This is a genomic window from Bradyrhizobium sp. 2TAF24, from assembly GCF_052115025.1.
In the GTDB taxonomy this organism is placed as follows: Bacteria; Pseudomonadota; Alphaproteobacteria; order Rhizobiales; family Xanthobacteraceae; genus Bradyrhizobium_A.
In genome coordinates this window covers 409,296-431,015 of sequence record NZ_JBFRFW010000001.1, presented here as the reverse complement: position 1 = coordinate 431,015, position 21,720 = coordinate 409,296, and the positions used below count along the sequence as shown (strand labels likewise).

At 65.1% G+C, this 21,720-nt stretch carries 19 protein-coding genes and 1 pseudogene; 13 read left to right on the top strand and 7 right to left on the bottom strand.

Annotated features, from left to right (window positions below):
* Window positions 1–83: 83 nt before the first annotated feature.
* On the top strand, window positions 84–1,082 hold the full coding sequence (locus tag AB4Z37_RS01920; protein WP_441514981.1) for an alpha/beta fold hydrolase: 999 nt from the start codon (window positions 84–86) through the stop codon (window positions 1,080–1,082).
* A gap of 121 nt (window positions 1,083–1,203) precedes the next feature.
* On the top strand, window positions 1,204–4,440 hold the full coding sequence (locus AB4Z37_RS01915; RefSeq protein ID WP_441514980.1) for a bifunctional cytochrome P450/NADPH--P450 reductase: 3,237 nt from the start codon (window positions 1,204–1,206) through the stop codon (window positions 4,438–4,440).
* 9 nt (window positions 4,441–4,449) lie between these two features.
* Here the strand turns inward: AB4Z37_RS01915 and AB4Z37_RS01910 are convergent, their stop codons facing one another.
* Complete coding sequence (locus AB4Z37_RS01910) at window positions 4,450–5,382, bottom strand: alpha/beta fold hydrolase (protein ID WP_441514979.1); 933 nt, start codon at window positions 5,380–5,382, stop codon at window positions 4,450–4,452.
* 186 nt (window positions 5,383–5,568) lie between these two features.
* On the opposite strand from AB4Z37_RS01910, the gene AB4Z37_RS01905 reads away from it, so the two are divergent.
* From AB4Z37_RS01905 to AB4Z37_RS01870, 8 genes are all read left to right on the top strand, one after another.
* Window positions 5,569–5,958: a hypothetical protein gene (locus AB4Z37_RS01905; protein WP_441514978.1), complete on the top strand. Its 390-nt coding sequence runs from the start codon at window positions 5,569–5,571 to the stop codon at window positions 5,956–5,958.
* A complete protein-coding gene (locus AB4Z37_RS01900) occupies window positions 5,955–7,037 on the top strand; it encodes a PHA/PHB synthase family protein (RefSeq protein WP_441514977.1) in 1,083 nt (360 codons plus the stop codon). Before AB4Z37_RS01905 ends, AB4Z37_RS01900 begins: the two co-directional genes overlap by 4 nt.
* A complete protein-coding gene (locus AB4Z37_RS01895) occupies window positions 7,034–7,630 on the top strand; it encodes a GNAT family N-acetyltransferase (RefSeq protein ID WP_441514976.1) in 597 nt (198 codons plus the stop codon). Before AB4Z37_RS01900 ends, AB4Z37_RS01895 begins: the two co-directional genes overlap by 4 nt.
* 137 nt (window positions 7,631–7,767) lie before the next feature.
* Window positions 7,768–8,250: a phasin gene (locus tag AB4Z37_RS01890; protein WP_441514975.1), complete on the top strand. Its 483-nt coding sequence runs from the start codon at window positions 7,768–7,770 to the stop codon at window positions 8,248–8,250.
* 105 nt (window positions 8,251–8,355) lie between these two features.
* Window positions 8,356–9,645 (top strand): DUF445 domain-containing protein, encoded by a 1,290-nt coding sequence (locus AB4Z37_RS01885; RefSeq protein WP_441514974.1) that lies wholly within the window; start codon window positions 8,356–8,358, stop codon window positions 9,643–9,645.
* Between the two features lie 71 nt (window positions 9,646–9,716).
* A complete protein-coding gene (locus AB4Z37_RS01880; protein ID WP_441514973.1) occupies window positions 9,717–10,316 on the top strand; it encodes a LemA family protein in 600 nt (199 codons plus the stop codon).
* 30 nt (window positions 10,317–10,346) lie between these two features.
* Window positions 10,347–11,129, top strand: a complete 783-nt coding sequence (locus AB4Z37_RS01875) for a TPM domain-containing protein (protein WP_441514972.1) — start codon at window positions 10,347–10,349, stop codon at window positions 11,127–11,129.
* The gene (locus tag AB4Z37_RS01870) at window positions 11,129–11,740 is read left to right on the top strand and encodes a TPM domain-containing protein (protein WP_441514971.1); all 612 of its coding nucleotides are present in this window, start codon (window positions 11,129–11,131) and stop codon (window positions 11,738–11,740) included. The genes AB4Z37_RS01875 and AB4Z37_RS01870 overlap by 1 nt, the downstream gene beginning before the upstream one ends.
* 24 nt (window positions 11,741–11,764) lie before the next feature.
* Here the strand turns inward: AB4Z37_RS01870 and AB4Z37_RS01865 are convergent, their stop codons facing one another.
* From AB4Z37_RS01865 to AB4Z37_RS01840, 6 genes and pseudogenes are all read right to left on the bottom strand, one after another.
* Window positions 11,765–12,937 carry a M20 aminoacylase family protein gene (locus tag AB4Z37_RS01865; RefSeq protein WP_441514970.1) on the bottom strand — a complete coding sequence of 391 codons (1,173 nt, stop codon included), beginning with the start codon at window positions 12,935–12,937 and terminating at the stop codon, window positions 11,765–11,767.
* A gap of 11 nt (window positions 12,938–12,948) precedes the next feature.
* A complete protein-coding gene (locus AB4Z37_RS01860) occupies window positions 12,949–13,962 on the bottom strand; it encodes an ABC transporter ATP-binding protein (protein ID WP_441514969.1) in 1,014 nt (337 codons plus the stop codon).
* Window positions 13,959–14,948: an ABC transporter ATP-binding protein gene (locus AB4Z37_RS01855; RefSeq protein ID WP_441514968.1), complete on the bottom strand. Its 990-nt coding sequence runs from the start codon at window positions 14,946–14,948 to the stop codon at window positions 13,959–13,961. Before AB4Z37_RS01855 ends, AB4Z37_RS01860 begins: the two co-directional genes overlap by 4 nt.
* Before the next feature lie 11 nt (window positions 14,949–14,959).
* Window positions 14,960–15,922, bottom strand: a complete 963-nt coding sequence (locus AB4Z37_RS01850; RefSeq protein WP_441514967.1) for an ABC transporter permease — start codon at window positions 15,920–15,922, stop codon at window positions 14,960–14,962.
* A gap of 12 nt (window positions 15,923–15,934) precedes the next feature.
* Window positions 15,935–16,915, bottom strand: a complete 981-nt coding sequence (locus AB4Z37_RS01845; protein ID WP_441514966.1) for an ABC transporter permease — start codon at window positions 16,913–16,915, stop codon at window positions 15,935–15,937.
* A gap of 104 nt (window positions 16,916–17,019) precedes the next feature.
* Window positions 17,020–17,979 (bottom strand): annotated as a pseudogene (locus AB4Z37_RS01840) (ABC transporter substrate-binding protein); the annotation flags it as partial.
* 44 nt (window positions 17,980–18,023) lie between these two features.
* On the opposite strand from AB4Z37_RS01840, the gene AB4Z37_RS01835 reads away from it, so the two are divergent.
* From AB4Z37_RS01835 to AB4Z37_RS01825, 3 genes are read left to right on the top strand one after another with little or no spacing between them, the layout of a single operon-like run.
* The gene (locus AB4Z37_RS01835; protein WP_441514965.1) at window positions 18,024–18,584 is read left to right on the top strand and encodes a pyridoxal phosphate-dependent aminotransferase; all 561 of its coding nucleotides are present in this window, start codon (window positions 18,024–18,026) and stop codon (window positions 18,582–18,584) included.
* Window positions 18,574–20,436, top strand: a complete 1,863-nt coding sequence (locus tag AB4Z37_RS01830; RefSeq protein ID WP_441514964.1) for a phosphorylase family protein — start codon at window positions 18,574–18,576, stop codon at window positions 20,434–20,436. The genes AB4Z37_RS01835 and AB4Z37_RS01830 overlap by 11 nt, the downstream gene beginning before the upstream one ends.
* A 60-nt stretch (window positions 20,437–20,496) precedes the next feature.
* The gene (locus AB4Z37_RS01825; RefSeq protein ID WP_441514963.1) at window positions 20,497–21,657 is read left to right on the top strand and encodes a hypothetical protein; all 1,161 of its coding nucleotides are present in this window, start codon (window positions 20,497–20,499) and stop codon (window positions 21,655–21,657) included.
* The last annotated feature ends 63 nt before the right edge of the window (window positions 21,658–21,720 follow it).

Genomic DNA, 21,720 nt, shown 5'->3' with positions numbered 1-21,720 from the left:
CGCAGCCGTTCGGTGTCCTGTGGCGCCGTCGGCGGTCTTGCGTCGCGTCATCTTTCATTCCTCATCGCCAACAGGTCGCTGTCATGCCCGCACTGACGCAGATGCCGCCGCTCCAGTTCGCCGCTACCAACGGCATCCGCATGGGGTTTTACGACGCCGGGCCGACGGACGATCCCTGGCCGATGGTGCTCTGTCATGGCTGGCCGGAGCTCGCCTTCTCCTGGCGGCATCAGATCAAGGCACTGAGCGACGCGGGCATCCGGGTGATCGCGCCGGACCAGCGCGGCTATGGTGCGACCGACCGCCCGGACGCTGTCGAGGCCTACGATATCGAGCAGTTGACCGCCGACCTCGTCGGGCTGCTGGATCATCTGGGTATCGAGAGGGCGATCTTCGTCGGCCACGACTGGGGTGGCTTCGTCGTCTGGCAGATGCCGCTGCGTCACCGCGCCCGGGTCGCAGGCGTCGTTGGCATCAACACGCCGCACACGCCGCGGCCTCCGGCCGATCCGATCGCGCTGCTGCGGCACCGCTATGGCGAGCAGATGTACATCATCCAGTTCCAGGATGCCGGGCATGGTCCGGACGCCGTTTTCGGCAGCCGGGTGCAGGCGACTTTCGAGGCTTTCATGCGCAAGCCACTGCCGCGGCCGCCGGCGGCGGAAGCGCCGACCGCCGGGGTCGGCGCGTCGCCCAAGACCAATCTCGCCTTTCCGCAGATGGTCGCGGCGTATGATGCGGCGAAGGATCCGCGCCCGTCGATCCTCACACCGGAGGAAATGCAGGTGTTCGTCGATACCTTCACGCGCACCGGCTTCACCGGGGGTATCAACTGGTATCGCAATATGAGCCGCAACTGGCGACGGTCGGCTGATATCGATCATACGGTGCATGTGCCAGCGCTGATGATCATGGCGGAAAACGATGCGGTGCTGCCGCCATCGGCCTGCGACGGCATGGAGGCGATCATCCCCGATCTCGAGAAATACCTGGTCCATGACAGCGGTCACTGGACCCAGCAGGAGCAGCCCGAGGAGGTCAGTGCCAAGCTGATAGAATGGCGCCGTCGTCGCTTCGGCTGACCGGACGTTGTCCGCATCGGTCAATGCGGCGAGGTGCTGCGGCCGATACCGCATCGCGATTGTCGCCGACGGAGCGGTTGATCTATAGAGTGGCCCACAGGGGCAAGGGGGAGCGCAACTGATGGCATCCAAGAACAGACTGAGTCCGATTCCGCATCCACCGACAAAGCCGGTGGTCGGCAACATGCTGTCGATCGACGCCACCGCCCCCGTCCAGCATCTGGTGCGAATGACCAAGGAGCTCGGGCCGATCTTCTGGCTCGACATGATGGGCGTGCCGATGGTGATCGTGTCCGGCGCGGCGCTGGTCGATGAACTCAGCGACGAGAAGCGGTTCGACAAGGCGGTGCGCGGCGCGCTGCGCCGCATCCGCGCCATCGCCGGCGACGGCCTGTTCACCGCCGACACCACCGAGCCGAACTGGAGCAAGGCGCACAACATCCTGATGACGCCGTTCGGCAATCGCGCGATGCAATCGTACCATCCGATGATGGTCGATATTGCCGATCAGCTCGTGAAGAAGTGGGAGCGGCTCAACGCCGACGAGGAAATCGACGTCGTGCACGACATGACTGCGCTGACGCTCGACACCATTGGCTTGTGCGGGTTCGACTACCGCTTCAATTCGTTCTATCGCAGGGATTATCACCCCTATGTCGCGGCGCTGGTGCGCTCGCTCGAGACGGTGATGGCGACGCGCGGCCTGCCGCTGGAGGGGCTGCTGAAGCGCGGCCGTGCCCAGCAGATGGCCGAGGACATCGCGTTCATGAACGGCATGGTGGACGACATTGTCCGCGAGCGCCGCCGCAACGCGGAGGCCGCAGCCGGCAAGAAGGATATGCTCGCTGCAATGGTCAGCGGCGTCGACCGGACCACTGGCGAGCACCTCGACGATGTCAACATCCGCTACCAGATCAACACCTTCCTGATCGCCGGCCACGAGACCACCAGCGGCATGCTGTCATGTGCGATCTACGCCATGCTCAAGCATCCGGAGGTGCTGCGGCGGGCCTATGAGGAAGTCGACCGGGTGCTCGGTCCGGATACGGCCGTCAAGCCGACCTATCAGCAGGTCACCCAGCTCACCTATATCACCCAGATCCTGAAGGAGACCCTGCGGCTGTGGCCGCCGGCCCCGGCGTTCGGCGTGTCGCCGCTGCAGGACGAGGTGATCGGCGGCCAGTACCGCCTCAAGAAGGGGACTTTCGTTACCGTTCTGGTGCTGGCGCTGCACCGCGATCCGTCCGTGTGGGGACCGACGCCGGATGCGTTCGATCCCGAGAACTTCAGCCGTGATGCGGAGGCGAAGCGTCCGGTCAACGCCTGGAAGCCGTTCGGCAATGGCCAGCGTGCCTGCATCGGCCGCGGCTTCGCCATGCACGAGGCGGCGCTGGCGCTTGGCATGATCCTGCAGCGCTTCAAGCTGGTCGACCATACCGGCTATCAGATGGAGCTCAAGGAGACGCTGACCATCAAGCCTGATGGGCTCAAGATCAGGGTGCTGCCGCGCACCGATCAGGATCGCGCGCCGATCGAGGCGCGGACCGCCGGCGCCGTGGCGGTGACGCCGTCTGCACCGGTGTCGGCCAGCCGCCCGCGCCCCGGCCACAACACGCCGCTCACCATCCTCTACGGCTCGAATCTCGGCACCGCGGAAGACATTGCCCACCGCATCGCCGATCTCGCCGAGGTCAATGGCTTTGCCACCACCCTGGCGCCGCTCGACGATGCCGTCGGCAGGCTCCCGGTCAACGATGGCGTCATCATCGTCTGCGCTTCCTACAATGGTGCGCCGCCCGACAATGCCACCGAGTTCGTCAAGTGGATCAGCGGAGACCTCGCGCCGGATGCTTTCGCCAATGTCCGCTACGCCGTGTTCGGCTGTGGCAACAGCGACTGGCTGGCGACCTATCAGTCAATTCCGCGCCTGATCGATGAGCGTCTCGCGGCCCACGGGGCCAACCGCGCCTGTCAGCGCGGCGAGGGCGATGCGCGTGACGATCTCGATGGCCAGTTCGAAACCTGGTTCGCGCAGCTGCGGGCATTGGCCGCTCAGGAGTTCGGTGTCGAGTCGGCCTTCGGGCGCGAGGCGAGCGATGCACCGCTCTATCGGGTCGAGCCGGTTGCCGCGAGTGTCCCCAACACCATCGCCAGCCTCGGCGGCGCCGTGCCGATGAAGGTGATGGTCAATGACGAGCTGCAGACCCATGGCGATGCGACTGGTCGCTCCACCCGGCATATCGAGGTCGAGTTGCCGGCCGGCATGACCTACCGCGTCGGCGATCATCTCAGTGTCGTGCCGCGCAACGATCCGGCGCTGGTCGACCGTGTGGCGAGGCGGTTCGGTTTCCTGCCGGCAGATCAGATCCGCCTCGATGTCGCCGAGGGCCGTCGCGCACAGCTGCCGGTCGGGCAGGCGGTGTCGGTCGGGCGGCTATTGACCGAGTTTGTCGAGCTGCAGCAGGTCGCGACCCGCAAGCAGATCCAGACCATGGCCGACTACACCCGCTGCCCGGTTACCCGGCCGAAGCTGCAGGCGCTTTGCGGCGAGGATGCCGCGTCCAACGAGCTCTACCGCGCCGAGGTCTTGGGGCGTCGCAAGTCGGTGTTCGATCTCCTGGACGAGCATCCGGCCTGCGAGTTGCCGTTCAGCACTTATCTCGAAATGCTGTCGCTGCTGTCGCCGCGCTATTATTCGATCTCGTCGTCACCGCAGGCGGCCGGCGCCAATCGCTGCAGCATCACCACGACGGTGGTCGAGGCGCCGGCGCTGTCCGGGCGCGGGACGTTCAGAGGCACCTGCTCGAACTATCTCGCGGGCCGTCGTGTCGGTGACACCGTCCATGCCACCGTGAAGGAAACCAAGGCCGGCTTCCGCTTGCCTGACGATTCGTCGCTGCCGATCATCATGGTCGGTCCCGGCACCGGGCTGGCGCCGTTCCGTGGCTTCCTGCAGGAGCGCGCGGCGCGCAAGGCACAGGGGCACGACCTCGGCCCGGCGATGCTGTTCTTCGGCTGCCGCCATCCCGATCAGGATTTTCTCTACGCTGGGGAGCTGCAGCAGTTTGCCGCGGATGGCGTCACCGAGTTGCATGTCGCGTTCTCGCGTGGCGAGGGACCGAAGACCTATGTGCAGCACCTGATCGCCGCACAGCAGGACCGCGTCTGGAACCTGATCGAGCGCGGCGCGATCGTCTATGTCTGCGGCGACGGCGGCAGGATGGAGCCGGACGTCAAGGCGACACTGGTCGGGATTCACCGCGCCAAGAACGGTGCCTCCGAAGAGCAGGCGATGCGCTGGATCGAGCAGCTCGGCATGCACAATCGCTATGTGCTCGACGTCTGGGCGGGAAGCTGAGCAGCCGGCCTACGGCCGGGCAGCGGTCGTTGTCGCGGCGGCCGCCCTGGCGTGATCGACGATCGCGTCGATGATCTGCGGCCACAGCGGAATCGGCAGCGCGTGTCCCATGTTCGGGATCATGACGAGCTTCGCGCCGGGCACGGCCTTTGCGACGTCCTCTCCCGCTTGCGGCGGCACCAGCGGGTCGATCGTGCCGTGGATCACCAGTGTCGGCACGGTGATGGCGCCAAGGCGCGGCTTGCGGCTGCCGGACGCGATGATCGCGTGCAACTGCCGGGCGACGCCCGCCGGATTGAGGCCGCGTTCATAGTTGCGTTCCGCGCGCAGGCGATCTTTGGCCTCGTCCTCGGGGAAATTCGGGCCGCGCAGCACCTTCCAGTTGCGCGCAAAGGCGGTGATGTAGTCGTCGTGGGTTTTCGGCGGTGGCGCCATCAGCACGGCCATCGCCTCCGGTGTCGGCGGCGGCAGCGATGGGTCGCCCGAGGTCGCCATGATCGATGTCAGCGAGCGCAGCCGATCAGGATGATTGATGGCAAGCTCCTGCGCGATCGCGCCGCCCATCGAGGCGCCGACCACATGGGCTGAGCGAATGCCGAATGCATCCATCAGGCCGATGGTGTCCTCGGCCATGTCGCGCAGCAGGTAAGGCGGGGGGATCGGCCGTCCCGTGAGCTCCGCCTGGATCACCGCCTGGACGCCGACTGGTTGGTGAGCAGTCATCTTCGTCGAGCGGCCGACGTCACGGTTGTCGAACCGGATGACGCGGAAGCCGCGGTCCGCGAGCTGCTGACAGAATTCATCGTCCCAATGGGTCATTTGCGCCGCGAGGCCCATGATCAGGACCAGCGGCTCGGCGTCGGCGGCGCCAAAACTCTCGCAGCACAGCTCGATGCCGTTGGTTTCGACGAACTGTTCGCGCTGCGAGATGCTGTCGTTCATGATGCCCTCTGGATGACCGAGCTGTTTGTCGCAGCATGACCGGATTTGCGGCCATTCGCCAGACATGGTTTTCCGTCGGCGCGTGACGGGCCGCTTGACCGCGACCGCGCTGTTGCGGGAGACTGCTGAAAACAAGATCACGGGCGAGGCCTTGCGCCATCGTACCCGGCGCGGAGGGGAGCCCTGATGTCTAACCAAAGCAACGACCCGGCCGAAATCTGGCGGACCTATCTCGCCGAGCTGGAAAAGGGCTTCAACGCCTTTGCCAACCAGGCGATGGGCTCACGTGAGTTCAGCCGCGCGATGAACCAGGCCGGCGGCGCGACATTCGGCGCGCAAAAAACGCTGGGTGATCTGATGGAACGCTATCTGTCCAGCATGAACCTGCCGAGCCGTGCCCAGCTCGTCAACATGGGCGAACGGCTGCAGGCGATCGAGGGACAGCTTGCCGAAATCAAGATTTTGCTGCAGCGCGTGCATGGTGACAGCGGGACTGTGCCTGCAGGTCTCGGATCGTTGCCAAAGCCGCCGCGCACGCGGCAACCGCCCTCGGCCACCGGCGGAGGTTCCACATGACCGCTACTGCGCAACCGACCTTCCCGGACATCGCCGGCCGTATCCAGCAGGAAGTCCAACGGGCCATCCAGCGCAGCATCAAGGGCGTCGAGTACTTCAATTCGTCCGCCCCGGTGCTCGGCACCACGCCGAAGGATGTGCTGGCCTCGCGCGGCACCATGAACCTCTATCACTACCGGCCGCTCGCGGACGAGATCTACCGTGTGCCGCTGTTGATCGTGATGGCGACCACCAACCGCGGCTACATCCTCGACATGGTGCCGGGGCAGAGCCTGATCGAGTTCCTGCTCAAGCGCGGCTTCGACGTCTATATGCTGGACTGGTCTGCGCCTCGGCCCGACGAGAAAAATTTGCGGATGGAGGACTATGTCCTCGATTTCATTCCCGACTGCGTGCGCCGCGTGCAGGAGGATTCCGGTGTCGACGACATCAACATCGTCGGCTACTGCTTCGGCGGCGTGCTGTCGTTGCTCTATGCCTCGATCTTCCAGCAAGGACCGCTCAGGAATCTGGTCTGTTTCACCACGCCGATCGATTTCCGGCAGATGACGCTGTTCCAGAATTTTTCGGACAAGCGCTACTTCGACGTCGACCAACTCGTCGATGGTGTCGGCAACGTGCCGCCAGAGCTGATCCTGTCGTCGTTCGAGATGCTGCGGCCCGCATCGCGTGCCGTCAGCCAGGTGCAGCTGTGGGAAAACATCTGGAACGACGAGTACGTCAAGTCGTACCGGATGTTCGACCGCTGGGCGACCGACACGCTGCCGCTGGCGGGCGAATATTTTCGGCAGATCACCAAGGACCTGATGTGGGGCAACAAGCTCTACGAGGGAACGATGACGGTCGGCGGTTATCCCGCCGATCTGTCGAAAATCACGGTGCCGCTTCTGCACGCGGTCGCCGAGCACGATCATATCGTGCCCTATGACGCGGCGCGTCACCTGATCGCCAAGATCGGCTCGGCGGAGAAGGAGGAGGTCATCCTCAAGGGCGGCCATGTCAGCCTCGTCGCCGGCGCCAACGCCGTCAAACGCCTGTGGCCTAAACTCGATTCATGGTTGAGCGAGCGATCCGTATGAATAGCACCGAGACACGATCCTATCCCCGCCACGTCAAGACCGAGGGCGGCACGATCGAATTCCATCTGATGGGGCCGGCGGACGAGGCCGCGGTGCTCGCGTTCGCGCGCGGGCTGCCGGTGCACGACCTCCTGTTCCTGCCGCGCAACATCAGCGAGCCGAAGGTGCTCTCGGCCTGGATCAAGGAGATCGAGCGTGGCTCGATCATCAGCCTGCTCGCCGTCAAGGATGGTGCGGTGATCGGCTGCGGCACCATCGTGCGCGATCCGCTGTCATGGTCGCCCCATGTCGGCGAGATCCGCATGGTGATCTCGACCGATGTCCGCAGCCTTGGTGTCGGTCGTGCGCTGTCCAACGAGACCTTTGCGCTGGCGCTGTCGATTGGGCTGGAGAAGCTGGTGGTGCAGATGACCGTCGACCAGACCGGCGCTATCGCCATCTTCGAGGGGCTCGGTTTCCGCGGCGAGGCACTGCTGCGCAACCATGTGAAGGATCTCGCGGGCAAGGCCCATGACATCGTCGTGCTCGGGCACAACGTGGCCCAGGTCAGGGCCCAGCTCGAGGCCTACGGCCTCCCAGATGCAGTAAAATAATACCACAATATCACGGATGCGTGATGTTGCGTTGCAATATCATTGTTGCGACGCAGCATTCGTTGTGGCATAACACTCTCACCCCGGGCCAAACGGACGGGGTGGGCCCATAGCTCAAACCGAGGATGGAGAACGTCATGACCACCGAAACCAATTCTTTCCTGAATGCCTTCAAGGACGCCTTCGCGCCGGTGACCGGTGCGCTGAAAAATGTTCAGAATCTGGAAGTTCCCGAAGCTGCTCGCGATTTCGTCAAGCGCTCGGCCAATACCGCGAAGGACCGCGCTGCGGAGATCCACACCGGCGCCGACAAGCTGACGGGTGCGATCGAGACCGCCGTCGCCGGCTCGGTGACCGAAACCGCCAAGATCAGCCGCAGCATCCAGAAGGCGATCTATGAGGACGCCTCTGCGTTCTTCGCCGGCATCGACCGTTTGGCCTCGGCCAAGTCGTTCAGCGAAGCGGTGCAGATCCAGGCTGACCTCGTCCGTACCCAGGGTGAAGTGGCTGTCGCCCGCGCCAAGTCGGCGTCGGAGTATGTCGGCAAGCTGTTCGCCGACAGCGCCAAGTCCGCCCAGGACAACCTTTCGAAGGTGGTCGCTTTCAACAAAGTTGCGTAACTGCGTTCTAAGTTTCGTACCGCGTCTCGTGTACAAAGGCCCGCTCATGCGGGCCTTTGCTTTTGTGTGATCTGGTCTATCTGTGTCCCTGGGCGAGGTGACGACATGGCGGCCACGGACAGTCTGCTCTTGGCGATCGATGCGGGTGATGCGGCGCGTGCGGCGCAATTGCGCCGCATCAAGGCGCTCGCCACGGCTGCCCTCGGCGCCTGCCTGCTGCTGCTGGTCGTCGCCCGCTCGCTCCTCGACCGGCATCCGGCGTTCGGCTTCATCGCCGCCTTCGCTGAGGCGGCCACCATCGGCGGGCTCGCCGACTGGTATGCGGTCGTCGCGCTGTTCCGCCGGCCGCTCGGCCTGCCGATCCCGCACACCGCGATCATCCAGACCAACCAGCAGCGCATCGCCGACAAGCTCGGCGAGTTCATCGAGGTGCATTTCCTGCGCGACGACGCGGTCAATGCCAAGCTGCAGCAGACCGACTTCGCCCGCTTCGTTGCCGAATGGCTCGACGACCGCAAGCGCAGCGGCGATCTCGCGCGCTTCGTGCTGCATCTCCTGCCCGAGGCGCTGTCGGCGGTGAACAACTCCGGGCTGAAGACCTTCTTCACCCGCCGCATTCTCGGCCAGATCCAGGCCCTCGATCTCGCGCCACTCGCCGCCGGCACCCTGCGAGGCTTCGTTCGGGACGGCCGGCATCAGGCCCTGCTCGATGATCTATTGGTGGCGGTGCACGGGGCGCTGAACAATCAGGAGACGCTGACGGCAATCCGCGACAAGATCCGCGCCGAGCTGCCGACCCTGCTCAAGCTCTACCGCGCCGAAAAATATGTGCTCAACAAGGTGGTCGCCTCGGCGACGTCGTTCTTCGAGGACGTCCGCACCGATCCGCAGCATCCGTTCAGGGGCGAGTTCGACCGCATGGTTCGCTCCTTCGTCGACCGCCTGGAAACCGATCCGGCCTATGCCGAGCGCATCGAGCAGCTCAAGCGTGATGTGCTGGCGCGGCCGGAACTCAGCGAGCTGGCGCAGCACCTGTGGTCCAACGTGGTCGCGATGTTCGGCGAAGGGCAAGGGCACACCGCCTCGCTGCTGCATCATCATCTGTCCCGCCTGTTCATGGAGGCGGGGCGCCAGCTCGCGGGCGACGCCGACATGCGCGCCGAGATCAACCAGGGCCTGATCGTGGTGCTGCGCAGCTTCATCGCCGCGCAGAAGAGCGGAGTGTCGAGCTTCATCGCTGACCAGGTCAAGTCCTGGGACATGCGCCAGCTGATCGGCGTGATCGAGCTCAATGTCGGCCAGGACCTGCAATATATCCGTTTCAATGGCATGTTAATCGGAGGTCTCGCAGGGCTTGCCCTCTACACCGCCGAATACCTGGTTCGATTGTTGTAAGGCGGTATTTGCGTGGTCCGAGTCGATTGTTTTATGATCAGCATCCAGTCCACGGCCCGTCAGGAGCATCCATGACCATCATCGCGTCTCGCCTTCGCACCCTCGTGGCCGTCGTGCTGCTGGGGATGTCGGTCTCGGCCTGCGGCTATAACAACATCCCGACGCTCGAGGAGCAGGCCAAGGCGAAATGGGCCGACGTCCAAAACAACTACCAGCGCCGGGCCGACCTGATCCCGAACCTGGTGGCGACCGTGCAGGGCTATGCCAAGCAGGAAAAGGATGTGCTGACCTCGGTGGTGGAGGCGCGCGCCAAGGCGACCCAGGTCAAGATCGATGCGTCGCAGCTCACTGACCCCGACAAGCTCAAGCAGTTCCAGGACGCCCAGAACCAGCTGTCCGGTGCGCTGGGACGGCTGCTGGCGGTGAGCGAGAACTATCCGGACCTCAAGTCCAACCAGAATTTCCTGGCGCTGCAGTCCCAGCTCGAAGGCACCGAAAATCGCATCGCGGTGGCGCGCCGCGACTACATCGAGGCGGTGCGGGTCTACAACACCGAGCTGCGAACATTTCCGGGCGTGCTGTGGGCTTCGACCTTCTTCCGCGCCAACAAGCCGATGGCGGAGTTCACCGCCACCGAAGGCGCCCAGACGCCGCCGCAGGTCAAGTTCTGACGCGTCGCCGTGACGCGCTGGAGCAACGGGATGACCGCCGTGCCGATGGCGAGGCAGTGGGCGGCGCTATCCGGCGCCGCCGCATTGCTGCTGTGGTCGCTGGTCACTGCGCTGGCGCTGACGTTTCCGCAACTGACCGGGCGCGTCGTCGATCAGGCCAATGTCATTCCGGCCGCGACCCGCACGACAATCGAGCAGAAGCTCACGGACCTCGAAACCAAGTCGGGAATCCAGCTCGTCGTCGCCACCGTCTCCTCGCTGGAAGGCCAGGAGATCGAGCCCTATGCCAACCAGCTGTTCCGCACCTGGCAGCTCGGCGAGAAGACCAAGAACAACGGCGTGCTGCTGCTGGTGGCGCCGAACGAGCGGCGGGTGCGGATCGAGGTCGGCTACGGGCTCGAGGGCACGCTGACCGACGCGCTGTCCAAGGTGATCATCACCAACGCCATCGCGCCGCGCTTCAAGGCCGGGGACTTCGGCGACGGCGTGGCGCGCGGCGTCGACGACATCATCACCGTGCTGACGACCGATTCCTCCGAATGGCAGCGGAAGCCGTCGCTGCGCCTCGACAACCAGCAGGACGACGCCTGGAACTGGGTGCTGGTGGCCGGCCTGATCGGCCTCGGCATCCTGCTGATCGTGTCGCCCGGCTTCCGCTGGTTCTTCTTCAACGTGCTGCTCAATGCGGTGGCGAGCTCAGCCAGCTCCGGCCGCGGCGGCGGCTTTTCCGGTGGCGGTGGATTTTCCGATGGCGGCGGCTTTTCCGGCGGGGGCGGCTCGTCCGGTGGCGGCGGCGCCTCAGGGAGCTGGTGATGAGTCTGTCGGAGCACGATCGCGACCGCATCGGGCAGGCCATCCGCGCCGCGGAGGCCCAGACGTCAGGTGAAATCGTCTGTGTGCTGGCGCGGATGTCGGCTGACGCGACGGCGCTGCCGGTGTTCCTTGCGGCGGTGGTGGCTCTGGCGCTGCCCTGGCTGTTGATCGCGGTCACGGCGCTGCCGGTGCAACGCATCCTGGTGCTGCAGATCGCGCTGTTCATCCTCCTGATGCTGGTGCTCTGCATCCCGCGCGTCCGGGTGGCGCTGATGCCGCGGCGGGCGCGCCGCGCGGTCGCGCACCGGGTCGCCATGGAGCAGTTCGTGATCCGCGGCATCGCCCGCAAGACGGATCGCTCGGGCGTTCTGATCTTTGTCTCGCTGGCGGAGCACTATGTCCGGATCATCGCCGATGACGGCATCGCCGCAAAAGTGCCGCAGGCGGAGTGGCAGGGCGCGGTGAATGCCCTGGTCTCGCATCTGCGCAATGGGCAGGTCGGCGATGGCTTCATCGCCGCGATCGAGGCTTGTGGCGGCAAGCTTGCCGAGCACTTCCCCCGGACTGCCGCCAGCCGAAGCGAACTGCCCGACCGGATCTACTTGATCTGACCAGCTCCGGGACCGCGCGGCGGTTCATGCCGGCAGCACGGTTTCCACCAGGCGAATCCAGTACGAGGTGCCGAACACGATCGCCTCATCGTTGAAGTCGTAGGCGGGATGATGCAGCGGCGCGCTGTCGCCATTGCCGACATTGATGAACGCGCCGGGACGCGCCTGCAGCATGAACGCAAAGTCCTCGCCGCCCATCACTGGCGGCACGCCGACCTGGACATTGTGGTTGCCGACCACCTCCGCGGCGATCCCTGCGGCCGTCGCCACCTGCGCCTCATGATTGACCAGCACAGGGGTCTGGCGCTGGTAGCGCAGCGCGATCCGTGCGCCGGTCATGCGGGCGACGCCTTCGGTGATCTCGTGCATCCGCCGTTCGATCAGATCGCGCGTCTCCGCTTTCAGCGTGCGTACCGTGCCGCTCAAGCTCACCCGCTGCGGGATGACGTTGTGCGCGTTGCCGGCGTGGAACTCGCAGATCGACACCACGGCGGAATCCAGGGGATCGATGGTGCGCGAGACGATCGACTGCAACTGGCCGACCAACTGGGTGCCGATCAGCAGGCTGTCGATGGCGACATGCGGCCGTGCCGCATGGCCGCCTTTACCCTCGATGGTGATGTCGATGCGGTCGGTCGAGGCCATCGATGGCCCGCTGCGGATCGAGAACTGGCCGAGCGGCAGGCCGGGGCGGTTGTGCATGCCGTAGACCTGGTCGATCGCGAAGCGGTCGAGCAGACCGTCACGCATCATCCGCTCGGCGCCGTTGCCACCTTCTTCAGCCGGCTGGAAGATCACGACCGCAGTGCCGGCGAAGTTGCGGGTTTCGGCGAGATAGCGGGCGGCGCCGAGCAGCATGGCGGTGTGGCCGTCGTGGCCGCAGGCATGCATGTTGCCGGATGTGGTCGACTGGTAGGGGAGGCCGGTCTCCTCCTCGATCGGCAGGGCGTCCATGTCGGCACGCAGGCCGATGGTCCGCACCTCGCCGCTCGCCGCCTTGCGGCCGCGGATGACGCCGACCACGCCGGTCTCGCCGAGCCCGGTCACCACCTCGTCGCAGCCGAAGGCGCGCAGCTTGTCCGCCACCAGCGCCGCGGTGCGATGAACGTCGTAGAGCAGTTCCGGATGCGCATGGAGGTCCTGCCGCCAGGCTGCGATCTCGGCCTGGAGATCCGACATTCGGTTGACGATGGGCATTGCGTTTCGTCCTACGGGGAGACGGGGGTGGTGAGCGGCGCGATCCGCCGCTCTTCTACACCGTGACAGGCGACGCCGTCGATCAGCATCGGCGCTTCGGTGCGGCAGCGGTCGAAGGCGAACGGGCAGCGGGGATGGAAGGCACAGCCTCTTGGTGGGTCGATCGGGTTGGGCATCTCGCCCTTCACCGGCACGCGCGGCCGGCCTGACAACGTCAGGTCGGGAACGGCGCCGAGCAGCATGCGGGTGTAGGGCATGCGTGGTGCCGCGAACAGCGTCGGCGTCGGTGCGATCTCGACAATGCGGCCGAGATACATGACGCCGATGCGATGCGCCATGTGCCTGACCACTGCAAGGTTGTGGCTGATGAACAGGTAGGTGAGGCCGAAGCGGTCCTGCAGCTCCCGCATCAGGTTGAGGATCTGGGCCTGCACCGAGACATCGAGCGCCGAGGTCGGCTCGTCGCAGACGATCAGCTCGGCCTCGGAGGCAAGCGCCCGGGCGATGGCGATGCGCTGGCGCTGGCCACCGGAAAATTCGTGCGGAAAGCGCTCGGCGTCGTCCGGATGCAGGCCGACCAGCGTCAACAGCTCGTCCACCCGCTGCCGGATCGCCCGCGCTCCCTCGATCAAGCCGAAGGCCTCGATCGGCTCGGCGATGATGGCACTGACGCGAAATCGCGGATTGAGGCTGGCATAGGGGTCCTGGAAGATCATCTGGATGCGGCGGCGCAGCCGCCGTCGCTCGTTGGTCTGGCGTGGATCGCTCATCGACACGCCATCGATCACCACGTCGCCGGTGGTCGGCCTGAGCAGGCCGACCACCATGCGCGCCACGGTGCTCTTGCCCGAGCCGGATTCGCCGACCAGCGCGAATGTCTCGCCCCGCGCGATCTCCAGCGACACGCCGTTCACCGCATGGACGAACTCGCGCCGCCCACGGCCGAGGGTGCGCTCCAGCCAGGGCTTCGAGATCTCGAACGCGCAATGCAAACTCCTGAGCGTGACCAGCGCCGATCCGCTCATGGGGCCGGATCCTCGGTCGGAGGTTCGTCGTGGAGGTGGCAGGCGACGGCCTGCCGCGCGGCGATGCGCGGCTCGGGGCGCTGGTGCCGGCAGCGCTCGAACGCCAGCGGACAGCGCGGATGGAAGGCGCAGCCGGATGGGATGGCGGTCAGCCGCGGCATCGCGCCCGGGATCTGGATGAGGCGTGCGCCGACCCCATCCAGGGTCGGGATCGCACCCATCAGGCCGCGTGTGTAGGGATGCAGTGGTTGCCGCACCACGTCGCGCACCGGGCCGATCTCCGCGAGGCGGCCGGCATACATCACCGCGACACGGTCGGCGATCTCCGCGATCACGCCCATGTCGTGGGTGACCAGCATCACCGCGGTGCCGTGCTCGCGTGCCAGCCGCTTCAGCAGCGTGATGATCTGAGCCTGCACCGAGACGTCGAGCGCGGTGGTCGGCTCGTCGGCGATGATCAGCTCCGGCTCGGCGCACAGCGCCAGCGCGATCACCACGCGCTGGCGCATGCCACCGGAGAACTCGTGCGGGTAGCCGTCGATGCGCCGGTCCGGCGCGGTGATGCCGACCTCGGCCAGCAGGTCGATGGCGCGGCGGCGCGCCGCAGTGGCGGACAGCGTGGTGTGAGTCCGGATCGTCTCGACCAGTTGGTCGCCGACCCGGTACAGCGGGTCGAGGCTGGTGAGGGGATCCTGGAAGATCATGCCGATGCGCCGGCCACGCACGGCCCGCATCGCCTCTGGCGCCAGATTGTCGATGCGCTGGCCGGAGAGATGGACCTCGCCGCCGCTGATGCGGCCGGGTGGATCGATCAATCCGATCACGGCGAGGCCGGTCACGGTCTTGCCCGCCCCGGATTCGCCGACCACGCCGAGGATCTCGCCGCGCGCGATGTCGAAGGAGACGTCGTCAATCGCGTGCAATGTGCCACGGCGGGTCGCGAAGTCGACCTGGAGATGACGCAGCGAGAGGGCGGGAGCGGTCATGCGGCGGCCGGCTAGCGCAGTCGGGGATTGAGGGCGTCGCGCAGCCAGTCGCCGACGAGATTGATCGCAAGGATCAGGATCGCGAGCGCAAGGCCAGGGAAGGTGACGATCCACCACTCGCCCGAGAACAGATAGTTGTTGCCGATCCGGATCAGGGTGCCGAGCGAGGGCATGGTGTCGGGCATGCCCGAGCCGAGGAAGGACAGCGTGGCTTCGGTGATGATCGCGAGAGCGAGGTTGATGGTCACCAGCACCAGGATCGGCCCCAGCGCGTTGGGCAGCACATGGCGCAGCATGATGGTTCGCGCCGGCAGCCCGATCAGCCGTGCTGCGGCGACATAGTCCTTGTTCTTCTCCACCAGCACCGAGCTGCGCACCGTGCGGGCATATTGCACCCAGAAACTCAGCCCGATGGCGACGACCAGCACCGCCAGCGTCTGGGTGGTGTCGAGATGGTTGCCGAGCAGCGACTTGGCGACGCCGTCGATCAGGAGGGCAATCAGGATGGCGGGAAAGGTCAGCTGGACGTCGGCGATACGCATGATCACGCTGTCGATGAAGCCGCCGAAATAGCCGGCGATCAGCCCGAGGCCGGTGCCGAGTGTGCCCGCGAGCAGCACGCCGAGCACCCCGACGATGAGCGAGATGCGCAAGCCATAGAGGATCGCCGAGAGCATGTCGCGCCCCTGCTCGTCGGTGCCGAGCAGGAACGGCGCCTGGCCATCACTGCTCCACAGCGGCGGGATGCGCGAGTTGAGCAGCTCGAGCTGGGCGGGATCGAACGGGTTCTGCACGGCGATCAGCGGTGCGCAGACGGCGAGCGCAAAGAAGGCAATGGCCAACGCCGTCGCCGCCATGGTGAGCCTGGAGCGGCGGAAGGCATGGAGCAGGTCGCTGTCGGCGAGGCGGCGCCAGGCCGTGGCTCGCCGGTGTGCCGCGGCGTTCGAGGTCGGGCCGAGCAGCGCGTCGCTCATGCTGGCACCTTCTCAGGCCGGTCCGCTGACCGTCGCCCGCAGCCGCGGATCGACGACCGTGTAGAGAATATCGACCGCCAGGTTGATGGTGACGAAGATCAGCGATACCAGCAGCAGATAGGCTGCCATGATCGGAATGTCGACGTTCTGGATTGCCTGCACGAACAGCAGGCCCATGCCCGGCCACTGGAACACGGTCTCGGTGATGATCGCGAAAGCGATCACCGAGCCGAACTGCAGGCCGGCGACGGTGATGACCGGCACCAGCGTGTTGCGCAGCGCATGGCCGAAATTGATCGCCCGGGTGGTCAGCCCCCGGGCGCGGGCGAAGCGGATGTAGTCGGTGCGCAGCACCTCCAGCATCTCCGCGCGCACCAGCCGCATGATCAGCGTCATCTGAAACAGGCCGAGGGTGATCGCCGGCATGATCAGTGCCTTCAGGCCGGATGCGGTCAGAAATCCCGTGGTCCACAGGCCGAGCCGCACGGTCTGGCCGCGGCCGTAGGACGGCAGCCAGCCCAGCGTGACTGAGAACAGATAGATCAGGAGGATGCCGATCAGGAAGGTCGGCAGCGAGATGCCGATCAGCGACACCGCCTGCAGCAGTTTCGCCGTGAGTGAATTGCGCCGCAGCGCCGAATAGACACCGAGCAGGATGCCGAACACCAGCGCAAGCACTGTGGCGCAGGTGGCAAGTTCGAGCGTCGCCGGCATGCGCTCGATCAGCAAGTTCGCGACCGGCTGCCGGAACTGGTACGATATGCCGAAGTCGAAGTGCACGGCGTTGGTGATGAAGCGCGCGAACTGCAGCAGCACCGGATCGTCGAGGCCGAGGGACTGGCGGATCTGCGCACGCTGCGCCGCGGAGGTGTCGAGCGACACTATCTGGCTGACGGGGTCGCCGGCGAAGCGGAACATCGCGAACGCGATGATGCCGACGGCAAATAACACTCCCACGGCCTGCAGTGCGCGACGAAGCGTGAACGCGAGCATCTGGTGCCTTCACCGTCTCCTGTGGATCAAAGGTGCCGTCGATCGAGGTCTGGCCAAAAACGAAACGTCCCGGAGATTGCACGCCCGCGGGTCGTGATCATCGGCTATTCCTTGACGTTCTTGGTCGCCCAGTACAGCAGCACCTGATTGTCGGAGCGTTGGGCGAGCTTGATCTGTTTCGAGGTCCCCCATGCCAGCGCCTGCTGGTGCAGCGGGATGTAGCCGTAGTCGTCCATCACCAGCTGAAACGCCTGTTTGATCAGCTGGTCACGCTTGGCGGTATCGGTCTCGACCTGGATCTGGTCGGTCAGGGCGTCGACCTTCTTGTTGCAGTAGCCGCCGAGATTGGTCTCGCCGCGTGGGCTCTTGGGGTCGTCACGGCAGCCGATGATGTCGTAGAGCACGTTGTGGGAATCCAGCGTGTTCGGCGTCCAGCCGAGCAGATAGAACGACGTCTGGAAGCCGCCCGGCTTGAGCACCTTGGCGAAGTAGAGCGCCTTTGGCTGCGCCAGCAGATTGACCTTGATGCCGACCCGCGCCAGCATTCCGACCACCGCCTGGCAGATCGCCTCGTCATTGACATAGCGGTCGTTGGGACAGTCCATCCCGACTTCGAAGCTGTCGGGATAGCCGGCCTCGGCCAGCAGCTTCTTCGACAGCGCCGGATCGAAGGCGGGACGCACGAATTCCTTCGACAGCTTGAACAGCTCCGGAGCGATCATCAGCGCCGAGGGCGTCGACAGGTTGCGCATCACCCGCGTCTTGATCAGGTTGATGTCGATCGCCTTGAAGAAGGCTTCGCGCACCCGGACATCCTTGAACGGGTTCTTGCCCTTGACGTTCGAATAGAGCAGTTCATCGCGGGTCTGGTCCATGCCAAGGAAGAGCGTGCGCACTTCCGGTCCGGTCAGCACGGTGGCGTTGGCGCTGGCCCTGACGCGATCGATGTCCTGGATCGGCACGGGCTCGATCAGGTCGACCTCGCCTGAGAGCAGCGCGGCGACGCGGGTGGCATCGGACTTGATCGGGGTGAAGACGATGTCTTTGAGATTGTGCTCGACCGGTTTGCGCCACCGTGGCGCAGGAGATGGCGGCGCGCGATGCTCTCTTGATCATCGACGAGGTGTTCAGGACATCCCGGGATTCGCGGTCGGCGAGCGAACTGGGGCACCATGACGGCTGCCGCCATGTCGTGGTGATCGGCAGCCTGTCGAAAGTTTATGGCCTGCCGGGATTACGGCTCGGCTGGGTGGTCGCCGAAGCCGAGCGCTTGTCGCGTCTGCGGACGCTGCAGCAGTATTTTTCGTTGACGCTCGGGAGTTTCACTGCCCAGCTTGGCGGCGTGGTGCTGCGCGATCCCGAGCGTTTCAGCCGCGCGGACCTGATCCAGGCCAATCGCGAGATGCTCGTGGAGCGCATCGCAGCGACATCCGGCCGGATGGCGATCTCACCTCCACTTGGCGGCACCACAGTCTGCTTGAGCATCGCGGATGGCGGGCCCGAAAACGATCTTTTCGAGCGATTGCTGGACTCAGGTGTTTTGCTGGCGCCCGGCGTCCGCTGTTTCGATACCGGACATCTGACCTGCTGGTTTCGGCTGGGCTATGGCGGTGCAAGTGATGATCTCGATCGCGGCTTGAGCCGTATCGACCAGGTAATTGCGCGTTGAACATTATTTTTTGATCCGGCTCGGCCGTCATCGACGGGAGGTGCCAATGCTTGATGTTCGTCCGGCAGTTATTTTCTTGTCTGAATTGCATAGCGATCCCGTCAGGACCAACTGGTTCGAGGAGGATTCCCGCAAAGGGCTCGCTGGCCGCTGTCTGCTCGACGCGGTCGAGTATCTGCATGCGACGCCGAAAATTCCCGGGCGCTTCTGGCATGTCGTCAATGCCCACGCGATTCGTCTCGTCCATCGCTGCCTGACCGATCCGGCGCTGAACCGGCTTCATGTCCTTGACCGGATGAAAGGCCATATCGAACAGACCTGTCAGCAATTGCTAAAAAGCCGTCAGCCGAGCGTGCCGCACTATGGCGACGATTTTTGGGACTGGGCAGCCGTGGTGAACGCGCTGGCCGAGGTGAAGGGTGTGTCGGCGAGCGCGGGGCGGGGCAGCAGGGCTGAGCTGGATTCATACCGTCAGAACGTGCTCGCACGGATGGCGAGGGGAGGGGCTGCGCTGTCGATCGGCGATCCCGATCGTGAATGGTTCGGCCCTGCTACCGCGGCGCTGGCCTACAGGGTGCTCAGCAAGCATGCGGATGACGGGCAGGACGTCGCTGATCTGCTCGAGCAGCTGAAGGTCCAGGCGCTGCAGCCGATCGCCGATGGCAAATACCTCGGTCATGACATCTCGCCGCTTCATGCGCTCTGGCACTATGGCCAGGTCGTTGCCCTGTTCTCGAAAGCCGAGACGCAGTCGCAGGCAGCCCGTCTGTTCGATTTTTCGCCGCTGAAAGCGCCGATGGAGCAGTCAGAGCGGGTCTATATGCTGGCGCGCATTCTGCAGGGAGCGCTGGCGGTTCGGAACGATGCTGCCGCAGGCGAGGCTCTTGATCGTCTCTACAAATGCCAAAATCTCAAGCGTCCGCTCGGGCAGGGGCTTGTCGGCGAAACGGTGAAGGGCTCTCTCAATGTGCTCGATGCACTTTGGCCGCAGCTGTCGCCGCGCGACAAGGAGGCGATCGGCGTGATGCTCGACGCCCTGCTCGAGCAATATGCCAAGGCCAACACCATCGGTTTTCCGGTGGCGATTGCGCATGAAGCCGAGGCAGTACAAGCCGAGCTGCTGGCCTTTGGGGCGCGCGTTGCCCACAAGGCCGACGATGTGACGTTCGTCGAGCACGATGCGTTGCAGTTTCGCGCCGTGATCTGTCTTGGCAAGGCGATCGGCGGGGCGACCGGTGCGACGCTGGCCCTGATCAAGGAGCACCGCGCGCGCTGGGTCATCATGTCCGGTATCGCCGGCTCGCTCGGCACGTCGGTGGCGAGCGAGGGCGGGGTTCAGTTTCGCGGGCCCGACAAGGGAGATGTGGTGATTGCCGCCGCGAGCGCGCCGTTCCAGATCCGGCGCAAGCTGCGCGAGGTGATCGAGAACGCCAAGGTACCGTTCAACGGCAGCACCTGGCTGATGATTCCCTCCGATCCCAATCTTTTCCGCCTCGCCCACGAGGTGGCTGAGGACATGGTCAAGGACAACAAGGAGGATCTCGGGACCTTCTATGAAGGTTTGATCGTCACCGGCACGGGCGTGATGGATTCGATGGACGACAAGAAGAAGCTGCTGGCGGAGTTCCCGGGCGGGCTCGCTGTCGAGGAGGAAGGCTACATGATGGGTATCGTGTGCCTCGGTCATGGCGTTCCCTATCTCAATATTCGCGGGATTTCCGATCGTGCCGAGGGCGACAAGGCCGTCCAGGGGCGGGACGAGAGGCGCGAGGCCCGCGAGCAGAAGGAGGCGGCACGGGTGGCTGCGCGCCTTGCCGTCAAGGCCGCGATGCTGTTGAGCCAGCGGTGGTGACGCGCAGCTGTTTGACGACGCGATTTTTCAGAAAATTTTTTCATGACGGGAGCATTGAAGATGACGAAGGTGAGCGAGCTGTGGGATCAGGCCAGGCAGATCGATCCGACCCTGAAGATGTCGCGGAAGCAGTTCGCGGAGTTGGCGCGGCGGCGTTTGATGCCGACCCGCTACTCGCGCGATCTGGTATTCTCCGCGATGGCTGCTGGCCGCCCCGTGGTGGTGTCCGATCTCGCGGTGCCGGTGCGCGGCGAGCACGAGCTGGGGGCACGCACGGCAGTGTTCGAAGCCCTGCGTGACGGCTTTCCGAAGAGCCATCGGTTTGCCATTCGTCTGGGGCGCAGTGGCCAGCAGCGTGTACGGTTGCGCGCCGACGAACTGATGCGCCGCTGGATCAATCCGCGGACCCGCGTCAGCATTCCTGATCTGCATATCCGCGGCAGCGAGCTTTACCGTGCGATCGACTGCACCACGCTCAGTGATTTCAACCTGCTCGCTGGCGCCCCCAGCCCGATCGGTGAGGAGGAGATGCTGACCATGGTGGTCAGCTCCGCGGGAATCTTCACCGATTCCCACAGCGATGCTCCCGATGGCAGCAATCATTGTTTTGTCGGGCGGAAACTCTGGCTGGTGTGGGATACGTTCGAAGGCCTGGCGCGCAATCTGGAGGATGTGGAGCGTTCGGGCACGGATCGTGATCAGGCGGCATTTGACATCGCTGCGTTTCTCGCCATTCCCGGCGCGCGCTGGTTTACCGTGGAGGACGGGCAGACCCTGTTCCTCCCCGGCCATCTGACCCACAAGGTGATCACGCTGGAGGACTATCTCGGTGTCGGCAGTTTCTTCGTCATGCTGCCGAGCTATCTGCGGACGCTGCTGCGCTGGAGCGAGCATACGCCGCTGTGGGCGCTCACACTTCCGGCCGCCCGGCGCATGGAACTGGTGGATCAGATCACACGGCGGGTGACGCGCAAGGTCAATGCGCTGGCGAGGCAGCCCGAGGCGCAGCAGATCCACTGGGGGCTGCCTCATCTCGTCGCCGCTGTTGCGGCGTGGCAGAGCATGGCTCCTGCGAAGCAACGTGCTCTGCTGCTGGACAACCCGGCGTCCGCGCGGCTGCTGGATGCAGTCGGGGCGTTGCAGGGCCAGGTGCCGAACCCAGCGGTGAGACCACGTGCGTCGCGACGGGCGCTGCCACGCGATCAGGTGCTGGTTGCCTGACGTCAGCGCCTGCCGAGTCATATCCGCTGCGTCTCGATGTCGTGCCATGCGCGTAGTGGTGCC